The organism is Jiangella anatolica (assembly GCF_003236295.1).
GTDB classification, from domain to species: domain Bacteria; phylum Actinomycetota; class Actinomycetes; order Jiangellales; family Jiangellaceae; genus Jiangella; species Jiangella anatolica.
In genome coordinates this window covers 19570-37596 of record NZ_POTW01000028.1, presented here as the reverse complement: position 1 = coordinate 37596, position 18027 = coordinate 19570, and the positions used below count along the sequence as shown (strand labels likewise).

Here is an 18027-nt window from a genome sequence, read left to right as displayed (position 1 = left end):
TCACGCGTTGTGTTGCGGTCGGTTGTGCTTGATGCGCATCAGCACGAAAGCTTTGACTGATGGACGGTCTATGTCAAGCGTGTTGTCGGAGAGTCACCTAATTGGTGTGGCGCGTTCTCCAGAAAAGGTGTTTAGGGGTGTTGACGGACGATTTCTTCGCGAGCGGATAGGATGCCGGAATTGTGGGGAAGGTGCTGAGGGGCAGATCCGGACGCCGTCGCGGCGCGCCGGACACCAAGGGCGAGATCCTGGCCGCGGCCCGCGCCGTCTTCGGCGAGCGGGGCTATGACGGCGCCAGCGTGCGGGCCATCGCCGCAGCCGCGGGCGTCGACCCGGCGCTCGTCCACCACTATTTCGGGACCAAGGAGAAGCTGTTCCTGGCCGCGATGGAGATCCCGTGGGATCCGGCGCTCATCGCCGACGCGATCGCCGACGACAGCACCGGCGTCGGCGTCGGTGAGCGGGCGATCCGCACGTTCCTGAGCGTGTGGGAGCAGCCCGCCGGCCGGGGGCCGATCCTCGCGCTGCTCCGCTCGGCCATGCAGCACGAGACCGCCGCGCTGCTGCTGCGGCAGTTCGTGACCCGGGCCATTCTGGGCCGCGCCCTGGTCGCGTTCCAGGGCGTCCCGGACGGGGCGCTGCGGGCCGAGGCAATGGTGTCGCACCTCATCGGGCTGGCGATCGTCCGGTACGTGGTGAAGCTGGAGCCGCTCGCGTCGGTGTCGGACGAGGAGCTGGTCCGGCTGGTTGCGCCGGTGCTGCAGCGCTACCACGACGGCCCCTTCGAGCCGGGCGAGTAGGCCCCGGGGCAACTCGCTGACCGCTTGACGCGGGTCGCCCATGCCCGCATTATTCAACACATGATGAATTTAGCCATCCGGATCCGCGGGCTACGGGTGGTCCGCGGATCGCTGACGGTCCTCGACGACTTCGACCTGGACATCCAGCGTGGCAGCCTGACCGGCCTGCTCGGCCCGTCCGGCTCGGGCAAGTCGACGCTGATGCGCGCCATCGTCGGCGTCCAGAAGGTGGCCGGCGGGACGGTCGAGGTGCTCGGCCTGCCGGCCGGTGACAAGCAACTGCGCGACCGCGTCGCCTACGTCACGCAGGCGCCCAGCGTCTACGCCGACCTCACGATCCGGCAGAACCTGCGCTACTACGCGCGCGTCCTCGGCGCCCCGATCAGCGACGTCGACCGTGCGATCGAGCAGGTCGACCTCGGCTCGCACGCCGACCACCTGGTCGGGCGGCTGTCCGGCGGGCAGGAGTCGCGGGTGTCGCTGGCGACGGCGCTGCTGGGCCGCCCGGAGGTGCTGGTCCTGGACGAGCCGACGGTGGGCCTGGACCCGGTGCTGCGGGTGCAGCTGTGGGAGCTGTTCAACCGCCTCGCCGCCGACGGCGCCACGCTGCTGGTGTCCAGTCACGTGATGGACGAGGCCGAACGGTGCGAGCGGCTGGTGCTGCTGCGCGAGGGCCGCCTGCTGGCCGACGACACGCTGCCCGGGCTGCTGGCCCGCACCGGCGCGGCCGACGCCGAGGGCGCGTTCCTGCACCTGGTCGAGAAGGCGGAGCAGGAGGTGCCGTCATGACCCCGCGGATCACGCTGGCCACGGCCGCCCGGGTGCTGAACCAGCTGCGGCACGACCCGCGCACGATCGCGCTGATGCTCGTCGTGCCGAGCCTGCTGCTGACGCTGCTGTGGTGGATGTACGACGGCGGCGCCGTGTTCGACCGGATCGGCCCGGCGCTGCTGGCGATCTTCCCGTTCCTGGTGATGTTCCTCGTGACGTCGATCGCGACGCTGCGCGAGCGGACGTCGGGGACGCTGGAGCGGCTGCTGTCGATGCCGACCGGCAAGTTCGACTTCCTGGCCGGCTACGCGCTGGCGTTCGGGCTGGTCGCGCTGGTGCAGGCGCTGATCACGGCGTCGGTCGCGATCGGCCTGCTCGACCTGAACACGGCCGGGCCGGCCTGGCTGCTGATCGCCGTCGCGGTGTTCGACGCGCTCCTGGGCGTCGCGCTCGGGCTGTTCGTCAGCGCGTTCGCGTCGACGGAGTTCCAGGTCGTCCAGTTCATGCCGGCGTTGATCGTCCCGCAGTTCCTGCTCTGCGGGCTGCTGGTGCCGCGCGACCAGTTGCCGGACGTGCTCGAGGCGGTCTCGAACGTGCTGCCGCTGTCGTACGCCGTCGACGCGATGAGCGAGGTGCAGACCAGTACCGACCCGCAGGTGTGGGGCCAGATCGGCATCGTGCTGGGCTTCTCGGTGGTGCTGCTGGCGCTCGGCGCGGCCACGCTGCGTCGCCGCACCCCCTGACGTCGGTTGCCGTACGCTGGCGGGGTCCGGCTACCCGTCTGACGAGAGGGCACCGCCTTGGCAGTGACGATGGTGCGTTCGGCGCTGCTGGGCGCCGCGCGGAGCGACCGGCTGCGGCACACCGTCGAGCGTCTCCCGCTGACCCGCAACGCCGCCGCGCGCTACGTCGGCGGCGCCGAGCAGAGCGACGTCGTGCGGGTGGCCGGTGAGCTGGCCGGCGAGGGCCTCGCCGTCACCATCGACCACCTGGCCGAGGACGTCCGCGACCGGGCCCGGGCCACCGCCGTCGCGCAGGCCTACGTCACGCTGCTCGAGGCGCTGCACAAGGCCGAGCTGACCACCGACGTCGAGGTGTCGGTGCAGCTGTCCGCGCTGGGCCGGGCGTTGCCGGCCGACGGCCCGGCCATCGCGCTGGAGAACGCCCAGCAGATCTGCCAGGCCGCCGCCGACGCCGGCACCACGGTGACCGTCGACATGGAGGACCACACCACCACCGACGCCACCCTCGACGTCGTGCGCGACCTGCGCGCCGACTTCCCCGACGTCGGTGCGGTGCTGCAGGCGCACCTCAAGCGCACCGAGGCCGACTGCCGCGACCTCGCGCACGCCGGCTCGCGGGTGCGGCTGTGCAAGGGCGCCTACGACGAGCCCGAGAGCGTCGCCTACCGCGACCGCGGCGACGTCGACCGCTCGTACGTGCGCTGCATGAAGGTGCTCTTCGCCGGCGACGGCTACCCGATGATCGCCACCCACGACCCGCGGCTGGTCGAGATCGCCGGCTCGCTGGCCGCCCGGCACCGCCGCGAGCAGGGCAGCTACGAGTACCAGATGCTCTACGGCATCCGCGGCCGCGAGCAGCGCCGGCTGGTCCGGGCCGGCGAGCGGGTCCGCGTCTACGTCCCCTACGGCCCCGAGTGGTACGGGTACCTGGTCCGCCGGCTGGCCGAACGGCCGGCCAACCTGTCCCTCTTCCTGCGATCGGTGGCGAGCTCCAAGTGACAGTGGCGATCCTGGGCGCCGGCGTGATGGGTGAGGCGCTGCTCGCCGGCATCCTGCAGGCGCGGCCCGCGTCCGGCCTGCTGGTCGGCGAGAAGCGCGCGGACCGCGCGGCCGAGCTGACCGAGCGCTACGGCGTCGAGGTGGTCGGCAACGCCGAGGCGGTGAAGCGGGCCGGCACCGTCCTGCTCGTGGTCAAGCCGCAGGACGTCGGCCCGCTGCTGGACGAGGTCGCCGCGTCGGCGCGGCAGGGGCAGCTGTTCGTGTCGCTGGCGGCCGGCATCACCACGGCGTTCATCGAGGCGCGGCTGCCCGACGGCGTCGCGGTCGTGCGGGCGATGCCGAACACGCCGGCACTGGTCGGCGAGGGCATGGCGGCCATCTCACCGGGCACGCACAGCGGCGAGGAGCAGCTGAGCGAGGCCGAGGAGCTGCTGCGCTCCACCGGCCGCGTGGTCCGGGTCGCGGAGAAGCAGCAGGACGCCGTCACGGCCATCTCCGGCTCCGGCCCGGCGTACGTGTTCTACGTCGTCGAGGCGATGATCGAGGCCGGGGTGCACCTGGGCCTGCCGCGCCCGACCGCGACGGAGCTGGTCGTGCAGACGCTCTCCGGCTCGGCCAAGCTGCTGCGCGAGACCGGCGAGCACCCGACCGTGCTGCGCGAGCGGGTGACGTCGCCCGGCGGCACTACGGCGGCGGCGCTGCGACGGCTCGACGACGGCAAGGTCCGCGCCGACTTCCTCGCCGCGGCCGAGGCGGCCCGGGACCGGTCCCGCGCGCTGTCGTCCGGCGAACCGGCCTGACGATGCACACCGTGCACGTCGCCTGGTCCGACGCACTCACCGGCTACGACTTCGGCCGCGGGCACCCGCTGAACCCGGTCCGCGTCGACCTCACCATCCGGCTGGCCCGCGAGCTGGGCGTGCTCGACGGCGACGGCGTGCACGTCGAGGCGCCGGTCCCGGCCGACGACGCGACGCTGCACACCGTGCACACCGCGGACTACGTCGACGCCGTCAAGGCCGCGTCGGCCGACCCGGACACCGTCGACCTCGCGCACGGCCTGGGCACCAGCGACGATCCCTGCTTCGCGGGCATGCACGACGCGAGCGCGCTGGTGGCGGGCGGGACGATCGCGGCGGCCCGGGCGGTGTGGTCGGGCGCCGCGCTGCACGGCGTCAACGTCGCGGGCGGGCTGCACCACGCGATGCCGGCCGCCGCGTCCGGCTTCTGCGTCTACAACGACCCGGCTCTGGCGATCACCGCGCTGCTGGACGCGGGCGCCGAGCGGGTCGCCTACGTCGACGTCGACGTCCACCACGGCGACGGGGTCCAGGCCGTCTTCTACGACGACCCGCGGGTCTTGACGATCAGCCTGCACGAGTCGCCGCACACGCTGTTCCCCGGCACCGGCTATCCGACCGAGACCGGCGGCCCGGGCGCCGAGGGCAGCGCCGTCAACGTCGCGCTGCCTCCCGGGACGTCGGACGCCGGCTGGCTGCGCGCCTTCCACGCCGTCGTGCCGCCGCTGCTGCGGTCCTGGCAGCCGCAGGTGCTGTTCACCCAGCACGGCTGCGACAGCCACCTGGAGGACCCGCTCGCCCACCTCGCGCTGACCATCGACGGCCAGATCGAGTCCTACCGCGTGCTGCACGACCTGGCCCACGAGCTGTGCGACGGCCGCTGGGTGGCGACCGGCGGCGGTGGCTACGCCCTCGTCGAGGTCGTGCCGCGAGCCTGGACCCACCTCCTGGCCATCGCCGCCGAACGCCCCATCGACCCGGCGACGCCGACCCCGGAGGCCTGGCGCTCCCACATCCAGACCACCTACCACCACCAGGCCCCGCGGCGCATGACCGACGGCGGCTCCCCGGCCCACGCCGACTGGACCGACGGCTACGACCCCGCCAACCCCCTCGACCAAGCCATCCTCGCCACAAGGGCGGCCGTCTTCCCAGCCCACGCCCTCGACCCCACCTACTAGAAGAGGGAAAGGGAACCGAGAAGGGAAGCAGGGCGAAGGAGCGGAGTGAGCCGTACGAGTGAGCGGCGGAGCGCCGCACCCGTGAGCAAACAGAGCCGGCGGGAGGGGGATGCCGGCAGGGGTAGGCTGCGGGCGTCCGAGCGAGGAACGAGCGAGGCGGGCGGGGCCGGCATCCCCCTCCCGCCGGCGGACAGAGGCACGAGCGGACCAGGCGCCCCAAACAGTCACGAGAACGGATCAATCCGCCGTCGAGACGGATTCACTTCTCGATCCCCCTTTCCCATCTGTCACATCCGCCACTAGCATCAACCTCACACGTAACGTGGAGGAGCGATGACAACCAGCGGGCCCGAGGCACCTCTCGGAGAGGTGCGTTTCCTGACCGTCGCCGAGGTGGCGACGGCGATGAGGGTGTCCAAGATGACGGTGTATCGCCTCGTCCACGCGGGTACGCTGCCGGCGGTGCAGGTGGGCCGGTCGTTCCGCATCCCGGAGAGCGCTGTGCACGAGTACCTGCGCGACTCCTACGTGCGCGGCATGGAAGCCGGCTGACGCCGTCGTCACCCGGATTGGACGACGCCCCCGGGCTGCCCGGTAGGCTTGGCCGGTCGCGCGGCTGTCGCGCGTCTCAGTCGACCTGCGAGTGAGGGTGCCCTGTGGGCTCTGTGATCAAGAAGCGCCGCAAGCGGATGGCGAAGAAGAAGCACCGCAAGCTCCTGCGTCGGACACGCGTGCAGCGTCGCCGCATGGGCAAGTAAGTCACTCCGCCGGCCGCGTGGGAGTGGTGCCTGCGCGGCCCGGGCGCCTCGGGGAAAGCGGTACGCACGTGTCCAGGGTTGTGATGGTGGTCGGGGTCGCCCGGTATCTGGGCGCCCGGCTGGCCGAGCGCCTCTCGGCCGACGCGGGGATCAGCCGCGTCGTCGGCGTCGACCTCGTCGAGCCCACGCAGAGCATCGGCGGCGCCGAGTTCGTCCGCGCCGACATCCGCACGTCCGACATCGGCCGCGCGATCGACCGCGTCGCGCCGGACACCGTCGTGCACATGAACATCCTCGCGACGCGCGCCGACGCCGGTGGGCGCACGCCGCAGAAGGAGATCAACGTCATCGGCACGATGCAGCTGCTGGCCGCCTGCCAGCGCTCGTCGTCGGTGCGCAAGGTCGTGGTGAAGTCGTCCACGACGGTGTACGGGTCCGGTCCGCAGTCGCCGGCGCTGTTCGCCGAGGACATGGTCTCGGGCGCGAACTCGCGGCGCGGCTACGAGAAGGACGCCGGCGAGGTCGAGGCGTATGTGCGCGGTTTCTCCCGGCGCCGGCCCGACGTCGGCGTGACGATCCTGCGGTTCGCCAACGTGCTCGGGCCGGAGATCCGCACCGGGCTGTCGGAGTACTTCGTGCTGCCCGTCGTGCCGGTCGTGCTGGGCCGCGACCCGCGCTTCCAGCTGGTGCACGAGGACGACTGCGTCGACGCGCTGCGGCTGGCGACGGTGGAGCACCGGCCCGGCATCTTCAACGTGGCCGGCGACGGCTTCCTCGTGCTCAGCCAGGCGCTGCGCCGGGCCGGGCGACCGGCGCTGCCGCTGCCGACGCTGGGCTCGCCGCTGGTCGGCGGTGTCCTGCGGCGCTCCGGCATCGTCGACATGGACGCCGCACTCGTGCGGTTCCTCACCTACGGCCGCGGCGTCGACACCACCCGCATGCGCACCCAGCTCACGTTCGACCCCGTCTACAGCACGGTCGCGACATTCGACGATTTCGCCGACGCGCGCACCCGCGGCGGGCTGCTCGACCGCGACCGCGTCCGCGCCGCCGAGCACGCCGTCCGCGGCGTCCTGACGGGGGAGGACGCCCGTGGCCGATAGCCCGTTGCCCGGCCTGCTCGACCGCGTCGCGTCCGCGGCCGGCCGGGTGCTGCGCGACCGCCTCGGCGTCGACGGCGAGCAGCTGGACCGGCTGGTCGCGTTCGCCGGCCGCCGGCTGACCGGCGAGTTCGAGGTCGACCCGTTCGGCTTCGACCCGGAGCTGACCGAGTCCGTGCTGCTGCCGGCGCTGCGCCCGTTGTACCGGCACTGGTTCCGGGTCGAGGTGCGCGGCATCGAGCACATCCCCGACACCGGCGCCGCCCTGGTCGCGGCGAACCACTCCGGCACGTTGCCGGTCGACTCGTTGATGACCCAGCTGGCCGTCCACGACACGCACCCGAAGGCCCGGCACCTGCGCGCGCTCGGCGCCACGCTGGTCTTCCAGCTCCCGGTCGTCGCCGACCTCGCCCGCAAGAGCGGCACCACGCTGGCTTGCACCGAGGACGTCGAGGCGCTGCTCGGCGGCGGCGAGCTGGTCGGCGTCTGGCCCGAGGGCTTCAAAGGCGTCGGCAAGCCGTTCTCGCAGCGCTACAAGCTGCAGCGGTTCGGCCGCGGCGGCTTCGTGTCGGCGGCGCTGCGCACCAAGGCGCCGATCATCCCGTGCTCGATCGTCGGCGCCGAGGAGATCTACCCGATGATCGGCAACGCCGAGTCGCTGGCCCGGCTGCTCGGCCTGCCGTACTTCCCCCTGACGCCGACGTTCCCCTGGCTGGGACCGCTGGGCCTGGTGCCGCTGCCGTCGAAGTGGATCATCGAGTTCGGCGAGCCCATCCGCACCGACGACTACCCGCCCGGCGCCGCCGACGACCCCATGGTGGTGTTCGAGCTGACCGACCAGGTCCGCGACACCATCCAGGCGACGCTCACCGAGTTGTTGGAGCTGCGCGGTCCCGCCTTCGGCTGACGGGATCTTCTCCCATGATCATCAACCTTTTGTGTCGCCAGGGCAGCTCAAAAGGTTGATGATCATGGGACGAGGTGCGTAGGGCTAGCGGCGTTTGCGGGCGGCGACGATGCCGACGGCGGCGCCGGCGACGGCGCCCGTCCCGGCGGCGATGCCGAGGGTCGTGTTGCGGCGGCGGGCGCGGTAGTCGCGGATCCGCCAGCCGCGGCGACGGGCGTGGCGGCGCAGCCTGCGGTCCGGGTTCACCGCGCACGGGAAGCCGACCAGGGAGAGCATCGGTATGTCGTTGGCCGAGTCGCTGTAGGCCGAGCAGCGGCGCAGGTCCAGGCCCTCCCGCTCGGCCAGCGACTGGACGGCCGCCGCCTTGTCCGCGCCGTGCAGCAGGTCGCCGACGAGGCGGCCGGTGTAGATCCCGTCGACGTGTTCGGCGACGGTGCCCAGCGCACCGGTGAGACCCAGTCGCCGGGCGATGATCGTCGCCACCTCGACCGGCGCCGCCGTCACCAGCCAGACCCGCTGGCCCTGGTCGATGTGCAGTTGCGCGATCGCCTGGGTTCCGGGCCAGATCTTGTCGGCCATCAGCTCCTCGAAGATCTCCTCGCCGACCCGCGACAGCTCCTCGACCGACCGCCCGGCGATGAACGACAGCGCCGCCGCCCGCGCCTCGACGATGTGGTCGGGGTCCTCGGCGCCGAGCGCGAACTGCAGTTGCTGCCGGCCGAAGCGGAGGATGTCGCTGGTGCGCAGCAACCCACGCTGGTGCATGCCGCGGGCGAGGTAGAACAGCGAGGCGCCGCGCAGGACGGTGTTGTCCAGGTCGAAGAAGGCGGCCGCGCGGGCGTCGGAGGGCAGCTCGATGCCGGCGATCGCCTCCGCGGTGCTGGCCGCGACGTCGGCCCGCGCCCGTTGCGACGCGGTCCCGGTCCGTTCCCTGCGCAAGCGCAAACCCGGCATGGTCGCCAAGACTAGCCACGAGAGGGGCTTGCGTACCGTTGACTCCGTGACGGAGACGAACGAGAGCCCGGGCGCTCGGGTGCTGCTGCTCGGCCGGCCCGGCTGCCACCTGTGCGACGACGCCCGCGCGGTGGTCGCGGCGGTGTGCGCGGAGCTGGGCGTCGGGTGGACGGAGCGCAGCATCGACGGCGATCCGGAGCTGCAGCGGCGCTACGGCGAGCAGATCCCCGTCACGTTCGTCGACGGAGCCCAGCACGACTTCTGGCGGGTCGACGCCGACCGGCTGCGCCGCGCTCTCACCGGGGCCTTATAGAACATCCAGCCCAGAACAGCAACTTTGTGCACACGTTCACAAGCGTCTAGGCTGGGGCGCATCGTAAAGCCTGCCGGTTCGGGCCCGTCACCCGGCCCCCGGATGACGCCTTCCGTGCCGGCCGACCGGGGAGTGTCGTGACCCGAAACAGCCGCTCGTCGTCCACGCCGACACCTGCCGCAGCAGTGCCGCGCGGTGTGCCGGAGGCGACGGTCGCGCGGTTGCCGCTCTACCTGCGGGCGCTGACGACGCTGGCCGAGCGCGGTGTCGCCACGGTGTCGTCCGAGGAGCTGGCCGCGTCCGCCGGAGTGAACTCCGCCAAGCTGCGCAAGGACCTCTCCTACCTGGGCTCCTACGGCACGCGCGGGGTCGGCTACGAGGTCGACTTCCTCCGCCACCAGATCACCCGCGAGATCGGCCTGACCCAGGACTGGGCCGTCGTCATCGTCGGCATCGGAAACCTCGGCCACGCGCTGGCCAACTACGGCGGGTTCGCCTCCCGCGGCTTCCGCATCGCCGCGTTGGTCGACGCCGACCCCGGCCGGGTGGGCGAGGAGGTCGCGGGGCTGAAGGTCCGGCACGCCGACGAGCTGGAGCAGATCGTCCAGGACCTCGGTATCGCCATCGGCGTCGTCGCCACCCCGGCCCGGGCCGCGCAGCTGGTCTGCGACCGGCTGGTCGCGGCCGGCGTCACCAGCATCCTCAACTTCGCGCCGGCCATCGTGCAGGTGCCCGAGGGCGTCGACCTGCGCAAGGTCGACCTCTCCACCGAGATGCAGATCCTCGCCTACCACGAGCAGCGCAAGAACGGCGCCGCGCTGGCCCTGACCGCCGAGCAGGCGGCCGAGCTGGCCGAGGCGGTGAACGGATGAGCGTGCTGGCCATCGGCGTCTCGCACCGTAGCGCGCCGGTCGAGGTGCTGGAGTCCGTCGCGCTGGACCGGGCCGCGGTCGCGAAGCTGCTCGACGAGGTCCCGACGTCGGACCAGATCGCCGAGGCGGTCGTCGTCGCGACGTGCAACCGGCTGGAGCTGTACCTCGACACCGCCACGTTCCACGGCGGCATCGAGGAGGCCAGCGCGCTGCTGTCGGTGCACACGGGCGCGCCGATCGAACTGCTCACCCCCTACCTCTACGTGCACTACGGCGACCGCGCCGTCTCGCACCTGTTCCACGTGGTCAGCGGCCTCGACTCGATGGTCGTCGGCGAGACGCAGATCCTCGGGCAGGTGCGCGACGCGTTCCGGGTCGCGCAGACCTCCGGCGCGACCGGGCGGGTGCTGACCGAGCTGTTCCAGACCGCGCTGCGGGTGGGCAAGCGGGCGCACGCCGAGACCGGCATCGACGCCGCCGGCCGCTCGCTGGTGACGCTGGGCCTGGCCCGGGTGCTGCCCGGTGTGGCGGCCGAGGGCTGGTCCGCCGGCCGGGTCGCCGGCGCGTCCTGGCGCGAGCTGCTGCCCGGCACGTCCGCGCTGGTCGTCGGCGCCGGCTCGATGGCGGCGCTGGCCGCGGCGACGCTGCAGCGCGAGGGCGTCGACGTCACCGTCGCCAACCGCACGCAGGAGAACGGCGTCCGGGTGGCCGAGACCGTCGGCGGCCGGGCCGTCCCGATGACGGAGCTCGCGACGGCGCTGCGCGAGGTCGACCTCGTCATCTCGTGCACCGGCGCGGCCGGTGTGGTGCTGCCGTTCGACACCGTCGAGGCGGCGGTCGCCGCCCGCGGCGGCCGCCCGCTCGGGATCGTCGACCTCGCCCTGCCGCGCGACGTCGACGCCGGCGTGGCCGAGCTGCCCGGCGTCGTGCTGGCCGACCTGGCCCGGCTGAGCGAGGCGGCCGAGGACGACGTCGCCGACGCCCGCGTGCTGGCCGGCGACATCTCCGCCGTCCGCTCCATCGTCACCGACGAGGTGGCCGCGTTCGCCACCGCGCGCCGGGCCGCGCAGGTCGCGCCCACCGTCGTCGCGCTGCGCAGCATGGCCGACGACGTCGTCGACACCGAGCTGACCCGGATGGCCGGCCGGCTGCCCGACCTCGACGAGCGCACCCGGGCCGAGGTGGCCCGCACCGTGCGCCGCGTGGTCGACAAGCTGCTGCACCAGCCGACGGTGCGGGTCAAGGAGCTGGCCGCCCAGCCCGACGGCGCCAGCTACGAGGCCGCGCTGCGCGAGCTGTTCGCGCTGGACCGCCGCTCCATCGACGCGGTCGCCAAGCCCGACGGGACGGTGTCGTCATGACCGCCCCACTGCGCCTGGGCACCCGCCGCAGCAAGCTCGCGCTGACCCAGTCCGGGCTGGTCGCGGACCGGCTGCGCGCGCTCGGCCGCGAGGTCGAGCTGGTCGAGATCACCACCAGGGGTGACGTCACCACGGCGCCGCTGGAGACCATCGGCGGCACCGGCGTGTTCGTCGCCGCGCTGCGCGAGGCGCTGCTCGACGGCCAGGTCGACCTCGCCGTCCACTCGCTCAAGGACCTGCCGACGGCGCCGGCCGACGGGCTGGTGCTGGCCGCCGTCCCGGAGCGGGAGGACCCGCGCGACGTGCTCTGCGCCCGCGACGGGCTCAAGCTGTCCGACCTGCCGGTCGGCGCGCGCATCGGCACCGGGTCACCGCGCCGCGAGGCGCAGCTGCGGGCGCTCGGCCTGGGTATCGAGATCGTCGGCCTGCGCGGCAACGTCGACACCCGGCTGGGCAAGGTCGCCGACGGCACGCTGGACGCCGTCGTGCTGGCCCGGGCCGGGCTCGCGCGGCTGGGCCGGCTGGACACCGTCACCGAGGTGCTGGACCCCATGCAGGTGCTGCCCGCTCCAGGGCAGGGCGCGCTGGCCGTCGAGTGCCGTGGTGACGACACCGCCCTGGTCGAGCTGCTGGCCGGGCTGGACGACGCCGCCACCAGGGCGGCCGTCACCGCCGAACGGACCCTTCTCGCCGTGCTCGAGGCCGGTTGTACGGCGCCCGTGGGCGCCTACGCCGAGGCGGCGGAGGGGGAGGAGGGCCTCGAGCTGTACATCCGGGCCGTCGTCGCAGCACGCGACGGGTCGGTGAGTATCCGCAAGTCAGCCACCGGACCTCTCGGGGGGGCGGAGCAGATCGGGCGCGACCTCGCGCTGGAGCTTCTCGCCGACGGGGCCGGGGCAGTCGTCGACGCCGGTGGGCCGGCGTCGAAGGAGGAATAGAGTCGTGACCACTCCGCGAGGTGCGAAGCGCACCGATGAAGGTGGCGTCGCCTTGGTCGGCGCCGGTCCCGGCGATCCGGGGCTGCTGACCCTACGGGCGGTCGAGGTGCTCGGCGGTGCCGACGTCGTCGTCATCGACGAGCCGGCGCACCGGGCGATGCTCGCCTACGCGCCCAGCATCGTCGAGGTCGTCGACGTGAGCGTCGACGACGAGGGCGTCGTCCTGACCGCGGCGGCGCGCGGGCGCCGTCTCGTGCAGGTCGCCAAGGGCGGACGGCGGGTGGTGCGCCTCCTGGGCGGCGACCCGTTCACCCACGCCACCGGCGCCGACGAGGCGCTCGCCTGCGCCAAGGCCGGCATCCCGTTCGAGGTGGTCGCCGGTGTCGCCACGGCCACGTCGGTCGCCGCGCACGCCGGCATCCCGCTGGTGACCGGCCGTCGCCGTAGCGTCGAGTTCTTCGACGTCGGCGGCAAGATCGACCTGCGCTCGTGCACGGCCGACACGATCCTGCTGACCGGCGTCACCGAGCAGCTCGGCCACCTCGCCGAGGCGCTCGTCGACGCCGGCCGGGTGCCGTCGACGCCGGTCGCCGTCGTGACGTCGGGCAGCACCGTCGAGCAGCAGACCGTCGTGTCGACGCTGGCCTCGGTGGCCGCCGACGCGCGCGCGGCGAAGCTCGAGGGGCCGTTCGTCGTCATCGTCGGCGACACGATCGAGCACCGCGACACGCTGTCGTGGTTCGAGACGAAGGCGCTGTTCGGCTGGCGGGTCCTGGTGCCGCGCACGAAGGAGCAGGCCGGCCAGCTGTCGGTCGCGCTGCGCCGGTCCGGCGCCGTGCCCGAGGAGGTCCCGACGATCTCCGTCGAGCCGCCGCGCAACCCGCAGCAGATCGACAAGGCCGTCCGCGGCATGGTCGAGGGCCGGTACGAGTGGATCGCGTTCACCTCGGTCAACGCGCTGCGGGCGGTCAAGGAGAAGCTGACGGCGTACGGGCTGGACGCTCGCGCGCTGTCCGGCCTGAAGGTCGCCGCCGTCGGCGAGAAGACCGCCGACGCGCTGCGCTCGTGGGGCATCGAGCCCGACCTCGTCCCGTCCGGCGAGCAGTCCGCCGTCGGCCTGCTGACCGACTGGCCGCCGTACGACGAGGTGCTGGACCCGATCAACCGGGTGTTCCTGCCGCGTGCCGACATCGCGACGGAGACGCTGGCCGCCGGCCTGACGGAGATGGGCTGGGAGGTCGACGACGTCACGGCGTACCGGACGGTGCGCGCGGCGCCGCCGCCGGCCGAGACCCGCGACGCGATCAAGACCGGCAAGTTCGACGCGGTCGCGTTCACGTCGTCGTCGACGGTGCGCAACCTCGTCGGCATCGCCGGCAAGCCGCACTCGTCCACCGTCGTCGCCTGCATCGGGCCGCAGACGGCGAAGACCGCCGAGGAGCACGGACTGCGCGTCGACGTCCTCGCACCGGAGCCGTCGGTCGAGGCGCTGGCCGCCGCGCTGGCGCAGTTCGGGCTGTCGCGCCGGCTGGCGATGGTCGAGGCCGGCGAGCCGGTGCTCAAGCCGTCGCAGCGGCGTCGGGCATCCGCCAGGCGCAAGAACGCCCAATAGGGGAAGATACGCACCATGGGGTACCCGGAGATCCGGCCGCGGCGGCTGCGCACGACGCCGGCGATGCGCCGGCTGGTCGCGGAGACGTCGCTGGAGCCGCGGCACCTGGTGCTGCCGATGTTCGTCCGCGAGGGCGCCACCGAGCCGCGGCCGATCCCGTCGATGCCCGGCGTCGTCCAGCACACGATGGAGTCTCTGCGCAAGGCGTCGCTGGAGGCGGCCGAGGCCGGCGTCGGCGGCCTGATGCTGTTCGCGATCCCGTCCCGGAAGGACGCCGTCGGCTCCGGCGGCGTCGACCCGAAGGGCCCGCTCAACGCCGCGATCCGCGAGGTCGTCGCCGAGGTGGGCGACGCGACGGTCGTCATGGCCGACCTGTGCCTCGACGAGTTCACCGACCACGGCCACTGCGGCGTGCTGGCGCCGGACGGCTCGGTCGACAACGACGCGACGCTCGAGGTGTACGGCCGCATGGCGGTCGCCCAGGCCGAGGCCGGCGTCCACGTCGTGGGGCCGAGCGGGATGATGGACGGCCAGGTCGGCGCCGCCCGGGCCGCCCTCGACGCGGCGGGTCATCAGGACGTCGCGATCCTCGCCTACGCCGCCAAGTACGCGTCCGCGTTCTACGGCCCGTTCCGCGACGCCGTCGAGTCATCGCTCGTCGGGGACCGCAAGACCTACCAGCAGGACCCCGCCAACGGCATCGAGGCGCTACGCGAGACCGCCCTCGACATCGAGGAGGGCGCCGACATGGTGATGGTCAAGCCGGCCATGTCCTACCTCGACGTGCTCGCCCGGGTCCGCGACCTCGTCGACGTCCCCGTGGCGGCGTACCAGATCTCCGGCGAGTACGCGATGATCCAGGCCGCCGCCGAGCGCGGCTGGATCGACCGCGACCGCGCCGTCCTCGAGACGCTGACGTCCATCCGCCGGGCGGGCGCGGACATCGTCCTCTCCTACTGGGCGGTCGAGGCCGCTCACTGGCTGCGCGCCGCCCGCTGAGCCGTTCAGGTGTGGACCCGCACGAGGAAGTCGCGGGTCAGCCGCACGAGGTCGCCCAGGTGCGTCTTGATCAGCCAGTGGCCCGCGTCGGGCAGCAGGTGCAGCTCGGCGTCGGGCAGGTCGGCCAGGTACGCGTGCGCGGCCTCGGCCGGCATGTAGCCGTCGTGCGGACCCCACACGATCAGCGTCGGCGGCCGGTGCTCGCGCAGGTACGCCTGGTACTCGGGGAAGCGGGCGACGCTGTCCTCGATCTGGCCGAACAGGTCGACCATGATCGCCCGGCTCTCCGGGTCACGCATCCGCGTCCAGGCCAGCTGCCACAGGTCCGGTGAGATCCGCTCTGCGACGTCCGCCGGGACCTCGCCCAGCACCTCCTCCCGCAGGCCCTGCTCGGTGACCGCCTCCTCCAGCTGGGCGCGCAGCTGCGGAGTCGGCGTGGCCCAGTAGCGGCGCAGCAGCTCGTACTTCGGCCCGTGGGTGTGCTCGTAGGCGTCGCCGTTCTGGATCACCAGGGCGGCGACGCGCTCGGGCTTGCGCAGCGCCAGCTGGAGGCCGACCTGCGAGCCGTAGTCGAACAGGTACAGCGCGAACCGGTCGATGCCGAGCCGCGCGAGGAACTGGTCGAGCACGTCGGCGTAGCCGCTGACGTGTAGTCGAACTCCGAGCGAGGCGGCTGCGAGCTGTACCCGAACGCGGGGAAGTCCGGCGCGACCAGCCGCCACCGGTCGCCGAGCGCCGCCATGAAGCCGCGGTACTGGAACGACGAGGACGGGTAGCCGTGCGGCAGCAGGACCACCGGCGCGCCGGGCGGCCCGGCCTCGCGGTAGAAGATCTCCAGCCCGTCGAGCGAGACGCTTCGATGGGCGACCGGAACCGGGATCGTCGACATGGTGGACTCGTTCCCGCCGGCCGAGGGGACAAACGGCTGGAATCGGACGCTTACTTGACTCATTCCAGAAAAGCGTCGAGGATCGAACCGTGCCCACCGACGAGGAGCTGCGCGACGACGCGGCCGCTCGGCTGCGCGCGGCCGGGCTGCGCGTCACGGCGCCCCGGGTGGGCGTTCTCGTCGCGCTGGAGCGGGAGTCGCACGCCGACGCGGACACCGTCGCGCGGCACGTGCGGGCCTCGCTCGGCGCCGTCTCCACCCAGGCCGTCTATGACGTCCTGCACGCGCTGACCGAAGCCGGGCTGCTACGCCGGATGGAGCCGGCCGGGTCGACCGCGCGGTACGAGACGCGGGTCGGCGACAACCACCACCACATGATCTGCCGGCGCTGTGGCGTCATCGCCGACGTCGACTGCGCCGGGGCGGCGCCCTGCCTGGCGCCCGCGCACACGCACGGCTTCGTCCTCGACGAGGCCGAGGTGACGTTCTGGGGACTCTGCCCCGACTGCCAAACCGCGAACGAGGAGATTGCATGAGCTCTACGCCGCACACGACCACCAACTCCGGCGCACCGGTGTCCAGCGACGCGCACTCGCTGACCGTCGGGCCGGACGGGCCGATCGTGCTGCACGACCACTACCTGGTCGAGAAGCTGGCCCAGTTCAACCGGGAGCGGGTCCCGGAGCGGGTGGTGCACGCCAAGGGCGGCGGCGCGTTCGGCGTCCTCGAGGTCACCGAGGACGTCAGCCAGTTCACCAAGGCGGCGCTGTTCCAGCCCGGCGCCCGCACCGAGGCGCTGGCCCGGTTCTCGTCCGTCGCCGGCGAGCAGGGCAGCCCCGACACCTGGCGCGACCCGCGTGGCTTCGCGCTGAAGTTCTACACGACCGAGGGCAACTACGACCTCGTCGGCAACAACACCCCGGTGTTCTTCCTGCGCGACACCATCAAGTTCCCCGACTTCATCCGCTCGCAGAAGCGGCTGCCGGGCTCGAACCTGCGCGACCACGACATGCAGTGGGACTTCTGGACGCTGTCGCCGGAGAGCGCGCACCAGGTGACGTGGCTGATGGGCGACCGCGGGCTGCCGCGCAGCTGGCGCACCATGGACGGCTTCGGCTCGCACACCTACCAGTGGATCAACGCCGGCGGCGAGCGGTTCTGGGTCAAGTACCACTTCCGCACCGACCAGGGCCACGAGTTCCTGACCCAGGCCGACGCCGACCAGATCGCCGGCGAGGACGCCGACCACCACATCCGCGACCTCTACGAGGCGATCGCCCGCGGCGACGCCCCGTCGTGGACGGTGCACGTGCAGGTCATGCCGTACGCCGACGCCGCGGACTACCGGTTCAACCCGTTCGACCTCACGAAGGTGTGGCCGAAGGGCGACTACCCGCTGATCAAGGTCGGCACGCTGCGGCTGGACCGCAACCCGGAGAACTACTTCGCGCAGATCGAGCAGGCCGCGTTCGAGCCGAGCAACTTCGTCCCCGGCATCGCCGCCAGCCCGGACAAGATGCTGCTCGGCCGCATCTTCTCCTACGCCGACGCGCACCGCTACCGCATCGGCACCAACTACGCGCAGCTGCCCGTCAACGCGCCGAAGAACGACGTCCACTCGTACTCCAAGGACGGCGCCATGCGCTTCTCCTACGCCTCGCCGGAGCGTCCGGTGTACGCGCCGAACAGCCACGGCGGCCCCGCGGCCCAGCCGTCGCTGGTCGGCGACGCCGGCTGGGAGTCCGACGGCGAGCTGGTGCGCGCCGCCGCCACCCTGCACGCCGAGGACGACGACTTCGGCCAGGCCGGCACGCTGGTCCGCGAGGTCCTCGACGACGCCGCCCGGGACCGGCTGGTCGGCAACATCGCCGGCCACGTCGGCCAGGTGAAGGACGCCGAGCTGCGCCAGCGCGTCTACCAGTACTGGCGCAACGTCGACGAGACCCTCGGCAAGCGGGTCGAGGAGGCCGTCGGCCGCTGACCCACCCTCGCCGAACCCCCTGCGACCGCGTCCGCGCGGCCACAGGGGG

General features: G+C 72.8%; 19 protein-coding genes and 1 pseudogene. 18 read left to right on the top strand and 2 right to left on the bottom strand.

Annotated elements, in window-relative coordinates; all coding sequences use genetic code 11:
- Positions 1–191: 191 nt before the first annotated feature.
- The 10 genes from C1I92_RS13770 (at position 192) to C1I92_RS34425 (ending at position 8059) form a co-directional block, all read left to right on the top strand.
- Positions 192–800: a TetR/AcrR family transcriptional regulator gene (locus tag C1I92_RS13770; protein ID WP_199521203.1), complete on the top strand. Its 609-nt coding sequence runs from the start codon at positions 192–194 to the stop codon at positions 798–800.
- A 60-nt stretch (positions 801–860) separates the two neighbouring features.
- Positions 861–1589, top strand: a complete 729-nt coding sequence (locus C1I92_RS13765; protein ID WP_111255232.1) for an ABC transporter ATP-binding protein — start codon at positions 861–863, stop codon at positions 1587–1589.
- Positions 1586–2314 carry an ABC transporter permease gene (locus C1I92_RS13760; protein ID WP_111255231.1) on the top strand — a complete coding sequence of 243 codons (729 nt, stop codon included), beginning with the start codon at positions 1586–1588 and terminating at the stop codon, positions 2312–2314. Before C1I92_RS13765 ends, C1I92_RS13760 begins: the two co-directional genes overlap by 4 nt.
- 69 nt (positions 2315–2383) lie before the next feature.
- Complete coding sequence (locus tag C1I92_RS13755) at positions 2384–3313, top strand: proline dehydrogenase family protein (protein WP_111255230.1); 930 nt, start codon at positions 2384–2386, stop codon at positions 3311–3313.
- A gap of 2 nt (positions 3314–3315) precedes the next feature.
- Complete coding sequence (proC, locus tag C1I92_RS13750; RefSeq protein ID WP_111255229.1) at positions 3316–4113, top strand: pyrroline-5-carboxylate reductase; 798 nt, start codon at positions 3316–3318, stop codon at positions 4111–4113.
- A gap of 2 nt (positions 4114–4115) precedes the next feature.
- On the top strand, positions 4116–5294 hold the full coding sequence (locus C1I92_RS13745; protein WP_111255228.1) for an acetoin utilization protein AcuC: 1179 nt from the start codon (positions 4116–4118) through the stop codon (positions 5292–5294).
- A gap of 333 nt (positions 5295–5627) precedes the next feature.
- The gene (locus tag C1I92_RS13740) at positions 5628–5846 is read left to right on the top strand and encodes a helix-turn-helix domain-containing protein (protein WP_111255227.1); all 219 of its coding nucleotides are present in this window, start codon (positions 5628–5630) and stop codon (positions 5844–5846) included.
- A gap of 104 nt (positions 5847–5950) precedes the next feature.
- Positions 5951–6052 (top strand): 30S ribosomal protein bS22, encoded by a 102-nt coding sequence (locus C1I92_RS13735; protein WP_074946526.1) that lies wholly within the window; start codon positions 5951–5953, stop codon positions 6050–6052.
- 68 nt (positions 6053–6120) lie between these two features.
- Positions 6121–7155 (top strand): NAD-dependent epimerase/dehydratase family protein, encoded by a 1035-nt coding sequence (locus C1I92_RS34430; protein WP_199521201.1) that lies wholly within the window; start codon positions 6121–6123, stop codon positions 7153–7155.
- Positions 7156–7201: 46 nt separating this feature from the next.
- Positions 7202–8059 carry a lysophospholipid acyltransferase family protein gene (locus C1I92_RS34425; protein WP_438940530.1) on the top strand — a complete coding sequence of 286 codons (858 nt, stop codon included), beginning with the start codon at positions 7202–7204 and terminating at the stop codon, positions 8057–8059.
- Positions 8060–8143: 84 nt separating this feature from the next.
- Here the strand turns inward: C1I92_RS34425 and C1I92_RS13725 are convergent, their stop codons facing one another.
- Complete coding sequence (locus tag C1I92_RS13725; RefSeq protein WP_111255226.1) at positions 8144–9013, bottom strand: HAD family hydrolase; 870 nt, start codon at positions 9011–9013, stop codon at positions 8144–8146.
- Positions 9014–9059: 46 nt separating this feature from the next.
- Between C1I92_RS13725 and C1I92_RS13720 the strand changes: the two genes are divergently transcribed.
- From C1I92_RS13720 to hemB, 6 genes are all read left to right on the top strand, one after another.
- The gene (locus C1I92_RS13720) at positions 9060–9326 is read left to right on the top strand and encodes a glutaredoxin family protein (protein ID WP_233506978.1); all 267 of its coding nucleotides are present in this window, start codon (positions 9060–9062) and stop codon (positions 9324–9326) included.
- 137 nt (positions 9327–9463) lie between these two features.
- On the top strand, positions 9464–10198 hold the full coding sequence (locus C1I92_RS13715; RefSeq protein WP_111255224.1) for a redox-sensing transcriptional repressor Rex: 735 nt from the start codon (positions 9464–9466) through the stop codon (positions 10196–10198).
- Positions 10195–11559, top strand: coding sequence for a glutamyl-tRNA reductase (locus C1I92_RS13710; protein WP_111255223.1), 1365 nt, complete (start codon positions 10195–10197; stop codon positions 11557–11559). Before C1I92_RS13715 ends, C1I92_RS13710 begins: the two co-directional genes overlap by 4 nt.
- Positions 11556–12497: a hydroxymethylbilane synthase gene (gene hemC / locus C1I92_RS13705; RefSeq protein WP_111255222.1), complete on the top strand. Its 942-nt coding sequence runs from the start codon at positions 11556–11558 to the stop codon at positions 12495–12497. Before C1I92_RS13710 ends, hemC begins: the two co-directional genes overlap by 4 nt.
- The gene (locus C1I92_RS13700) at positions 12472–14109 is read left to right on the top strand and encodes a bifunctional uroporphyrinogen-III C-methyltransferase/uroporphyrinogen-III synthase (protein ID WP_438940528.1); all 1638 of its coding nucleotides are present in this window, start codon (positions 12472–12474) and stop codon (positions 14107–14109) included. The genes hemC and C1I92_RS13700 overlap by 26 nt, the downstream gene beginning before the upstream one ends.
- A 15-nt stretch (positions 14110–14124) precedes the next feature.
- Positions 14125–15108 carry a porphobilinogen synthase gene (gene hemB, locus C1I92_RS13695; protein WP_111255220.1) on the top strand — a complete coding sequence of 328 codons (984 nt, stop codon included), beginning with the start codon at positions 14125–14127 and terminating at the stop codon, positions 15106–15108.
- Positions 15109–15113: 5 nt separating this feature from the next.
- On the opposite strand, the pseudogene C1I92_RS13690 reads toward hemB, so the two are convergent.
- A pseudogene (locus C1I92_RS13690) lies at positions 15114–15997 on the bottom strand (alpha/beta fold hydrolase).
- Between the two features lie 89 nt (positions 15998–16086).
- Here C1I92_RS13690 and C1I92_RS13685 point away from each other — a divergent pair.
- On the top strand, positions 16087–16533 hold the full coding sequence (locus C1I92_RS13685) for a Fur family transcriptional regulator (RefSeq protein ID WP_111255219.1): 447 nt from the start codon (positions 16087–16089) through the stop codon (positions 16531–16533).
- Entirely contained in the window at positions 16530–17978 is a 1449-nt protein-coding gene (locus tag C1I92_RS13680) for a catalase (protein WP_111255218.1), read from the top strand. Before C1I92_RS13685 ends, C1I92_RS13680 begins: the two co-directional genes overlap by 4 nt.
- Positions 17979–18027: the final 49 nt, after the last annotated feature.

Coding starts and splice junctions, on each gene's coding strand:
- C1I92_RS13765 (WP_111255232.1), top strand. CDS start 861: ATGATGAATTTAGCCATCCGGATCCGCGGGCTACGGGTGGTCCGCGGA.
- C1I92_RS13760 (WP_111255231.1), top strand. CDS start 1,586: ATGACCCCGCGGATCACGCTGGCCACGGCCGCCCGGGTGCTGAACCAG.
- C1I92_RS13755 (WP_111255230.1), top strand. CDS start 2,384: ATGGTGCGTTCGGCGCTGCTGGGCGCCGCGCGGAGCGACCGGCTGCGG.
- C1I92_RS13745 (WP_111255228.1), top strand. CDS start 4,116: ATGCACACCGTGCACGTCGCCTGGTCCGACGCACTCACCGGCTACGAC.
- C1I92_RS13740 (WP_111255227.1), top strand. CDS start 5,628: ATGACAACCAGCGGGCCCGAGGCACCTCTCGGAGAGGTGCGTTTCCTG.
- C1I92_RS13725 (WP_111255226.1), bottom strand. CDS start 9,013: ATGCCGGGTTTGCGCTTGCGCAGGGAACGGACCGGGACCGCGTCGCAA.
- C1I92_RS13710 (WP_111255223.1), top strand. CDS start 10,195: ATGAGCGTGCTGGCCATCGGCGTCTCGCACCGTAGCGCGCCGGTCGAG.
- hemC (WP_111255222.1), top strand. CDS start 11,556: ATGACCGCCCCACTGCGCCTGGGCACCCGCCGCAGCAAGCTCGCGCTG.
- hemB (WP_111255220.1), top strand. CDS start 14,125: ATGGGGTACCCGGAGATCCGGCCGCGGCGGCTGCGCACGACGCCGGCG.
- C1I92_RS13680 (WP_111255218.1), top strand. CDS start 16,530: ATGAGCTCTACGCCGCACACGACCACCAACTCCGGCGCACCGGTGTCC.